Below are 3,431 nucleotides of genomic sequence, written 5' to 3' on the forward strand. Positions count from 1 at the left end.
TATTTGATGTTGAGGTCGGTGATGAGCATGGCGAGTATCGTGAGTCGGATACCTTTTGTCCCGGTGAAAGAACCGTAGTTGAAACGATAAGTTTCGAAGATGGTACTCAGGCCGGAATCGGATTTTCAATTTGCTATGATTTGCGCTTTCCAGAGATGTATCAGGACATGCGTAGGGCAAGGGCAAAAATATTACTTGTACCTTCTGCTTTTACCGAAAAAACCGGCCAAGCTCATTGGGAGTTATTGTTGCGTGCGCGAGCTATTGAAAACCAGTGCTTTGTTATTGCTGCAAATCAGGGTGGAGAGCATAGCCGTGGGCGTAAAACTTGGGGACAGAGTATGATCATCGACCCTTGGGGAAACATATTAAACCAGCTCGGCAAAGGAGCTGGTATTTGTAGTGCGAATTTGGATTTTAAAGGCTTGAATAAAATTCGCGCAGCGATGCCGCTATTTTCAAGTTAGCTGGCTTTACTCAATATCTTGAGTAATCGTTCGAATATATTGAAACAGCTTTTTACCCGCGCCAGTATTCTTTTGCTGGTCGTGATCTTTCTTAGCGTTGCGAACGAGCGCTCTCAGGTGTTGTACGTCTGTATCAGGGTTGTCGGAAATAAAATTACTAAGCACATCATTTCCACCGCTAATCAAACGGTCTCTCCAGGACTCCATTTGGTGAAGCTCTTGAGCATATCGTTGACTGCTGGAGTCAAACTGATCAATTGCGAACTGAATCGCTTCAGCGTCTTCTGCGCGCATTAGCTTACCAATGAATTGAAGGTGCCGCCTTTTCGCCTCATTTTGACGAATATTGTAGGACTCTTTTATTGCATGAGTCAGATCTTCACTCATTGGCACTTTTTTTAGCTGAGCTGGCTTTAGTTCAGTAAGTTTTCGGCCTAAAGCCTGGAGTGCTTCCATCTCGCGCTTGACCTGACTTTTACTTTTCTCAAATTCTAGATCATCTTCGTCGTGGTATTGGTCAAAATCGCTCATTACTTGGGTACCTGTATGGTATAACAAAAAAATATATTAATGGAGTCTTACTAGTTCGCGTAGGCAAAAGTTGCCAAGCCCAAGAATGACAAAAAGCCTACAACATCGGTAATTGTGGTAAGGATAACACTACCAGCTAGTGCAGGATCAATGCTTTTTGATTTTAGGTAAATAGGCAGGATTGTGCCAGCGATGGCGGCTACGACTAGATTAATGACCATTGCTGCAGCGATCACCAGGCCAATCGTTAGGTCGTTAAACCAAAGAATGGCGGCGACAGCGACCACAAAAGCCCAAAGTGTGCCGTTGATTATGGATACTAGAAACTCTCTGTTTAACAGCCATGACAGATTTGAATGGCTGATTTGGCCAACAGCAATAGCTCTAATAACCAGTGTTAATGTTTGGCTACCTGCGACGCCCCCCATGCTGGCGACGATAGGCATCAATACGGCGAGCGCTACGACTTGCTCGATGGTTTCTTTGAATACGCCAATCACTGTTGATGCGATGAAGGCAGTAATCAAGTTGATGCCAAGCCATATAGCTCTGCGCTTGCTTGTTTGCTTAACGGGGGCGAATGTATCTTCTTCTTCATCAAGACCTGCCATGCTCATTAGCGAATGGTCAGCATCTTCTCTGATGACATCAACCACGTCATCGATTGTAATTCTGCCCAGAAGGATGCCTTCCTTGTTAATAACCGGCGCAGAGACGAGATCTCTTCTTTCAAATAGATTAGCTACTTCGCTATCGGTCAGATTGACATCTATGGTAATGGTGTCAGTTTCCATTACTTCCCGAACCGTGGCAGTGGGATTAGAGACAAGTAATTTATTAAGTGGCAGAGTTCCGACTAGCTCATCTTTACGACTAACAACCAACAATTTGTCAGTCATTTCTGGTAAGGAACGGTGTCTTCTTAAGTAACGCAACACAACGTCAATAGTGATACCGGGGCGGATGGTGACGGTATCTGTATTCATTAAGCCGCCGGCAGTGTCCTCGTGATATGAGAGGACTTCCTCGACACGGGCACGGTCTTGCGTGTCCATTGACTCAAGGACTTCAGCTGATACATTGTCAGGTAGCTGCTGAAGTATGTCGGCGAGATCATCTGTATCGAGGTCTTCTGTGAAGTTTACGACTTCCTGAGCATTTAACTTGCTGAGGAAGTGCGCCTGTATGTCTTCAGAGAGATCTTGTAGGACTTCACCTTTTAAATCGTCATTCAGCAAGCGCCATATTAGTGCTCGCTCTCGCGGTGGAGAGGATTCAATTAGGTGTGCAATATCACTTGCGTTTAGCCCCTTGTTCACAACCCTTTCAATTTGCCGGATAGAGCCGCTTTCGATTACTTCATTTACACTATGAAGTTTCTCTTTAGCGCTTTTGTTTGAAAATTGGCTAGGCATGGAACACGTTGATCTCTAGTTAACTGCTAAGTGATAAAACAGATAAGCCTGGTGAAGTGATGATTACAATTAGACCTATATAGATAGCTTAAACGTTTGCTTAAGTATAGCGCATGAATTGACACTTCGACAGTCAGAATAATCCAATAAACAGAGCCTTAGTTTGCTTTTATAAAGTGAGTTCTAGTTTATTGGAGCTGATAAGAGTGGGGGGCTTGAAATTTAGTGAGCGCTTATTCGCCTTCTCCAAACCTATCATTGATCAAGTCTTTGATCGCTGTCATTGCTTCTTCCTGATCCGCACCTTCGCAGCTGATTTCAACAAAAGATCCGCAGCTTGCGGCGAGCATCATCACAGACATAATGCTTTTACCATCGACTTCTCGGCCATCCTTTGCGATTTTAATACTGCTTTCAAAGCGTGTTGCAGTACCGACAAATTTAGCGGCTGCACGGGCATGGAGACCAAGTTTGTTAATAATTTCGATTTGTTCTGAAAGCATGGATGTTCTACTAAGCTAATGAAAAGAGGGTAGTTTATTACGTTTTGTGAGGTGAAGGTAGCTCTTTGTGGCGAATTTGGACATTATCAAATTGCGACTTGAAGTGCGCACCAAGCTGTTCGCTAATATAGACCGATCTGTGATGGCCGCCGGTACAGCCGATCGCGATAGTCATGTAGCTACGGTTTGATGCTTTGAATTGAGGAAGCCATTTACTGAGAAAGTTAATGATATCTTCCTTCATTAGTATGGATTCGGGTTGGGCGTTCATGAAGTCTACGACGGGCTTATCTAATCCACTAAAAGTACGAAGGTTTGGGTCCCAGTATGGGTTTGGCAAACAGCGAACGTCGAATACGTAATCTGCATCGCTAGGAACACCATTTTTGAAACCAAATGATTGAAAGAGTATGGCGAGCTCTTGCTCTCGTTTGCCTGTCACTCTAAGTTTTATGAGGTCTCTTAACTCGTATAGGGTTAGTTTCGTAGTGTCGACAGTCAGGTCAGCTTTTAGT

5 protein-coding genes are annotated in these 3,431 nt (G+C 44.1%); 1 reads left to right on the plus strand and 4 read right to left on the minus strand.

Annotated elements, in window-relative coordinates; genetic code table 11:
* Nucleotides 1-467 (plus strand): nitrilase-related carbon-nitrogen hydrolase (locus tag A3763_RS15295; protein WP_304440817.1); only part of this gene is annotated, 467 nt, incomplete at its 5' end.
* Nucleotides 468-473: 6 nt separating this feature from the next.
* On the opposite strand, the gene yjgA is transcribed toward A3763_RS15295, so the two are convergent.
* The 4 genes from yjgA to A3763_RS15315 all read right to left on the minus strand — a co-directional run.
* Nucleotides 474-998 (minus strand): ribosome biogenesis factor YjgA, encoded by a 525-nt coding sequence (gene yjgA / locus A3763_RS15300; protein WP_068508115.1) that lies wholly within the window; start codon nucleotides 996-998, stop codon nucleotides 474-476.
* Between the two features lie 50 nt (nucleotides 999-1,048).
* On the minus strand, nucleotides 1,049-2,413 hold the full coding sequence (gene mgtE, locus A3763_RS15305; RefSeq protein WP_068553992.1) for a magnesium transporter: 1,365 nt from the start codon (nucleotides 2,411-2,413) through the stop codon (nucleotides 1,049-1,051).
* A gap of 233 nt (nucleotides 2,414-2,646) precedes the next feature.
* On the minus strand, nucleotides 2,647-2,916 hold the full coding sequence (locus A3763_RS15310) for an HPr family phosphocarrier protein (protein WP_068509651.1): 270 nt from the start codon (nucleotides 2,914-2,916) through the stop codon (nucleotides 2,647-2,649).
* A 37-nt stretch (nucleotides 2,917-2,953) separates the two neighbouring features.
* On the minus strand, nucleotides 2,954-3,431 hold a 478-nt coding region (locus A3763_RS15315; protein ID WP_304440818.1), incomplete at its 5' end, for an RNase adapter RapZ.

The sequence above is a fragment of the Oleiphilus sp. HI0128 genome (assembly GCF_001635365.1).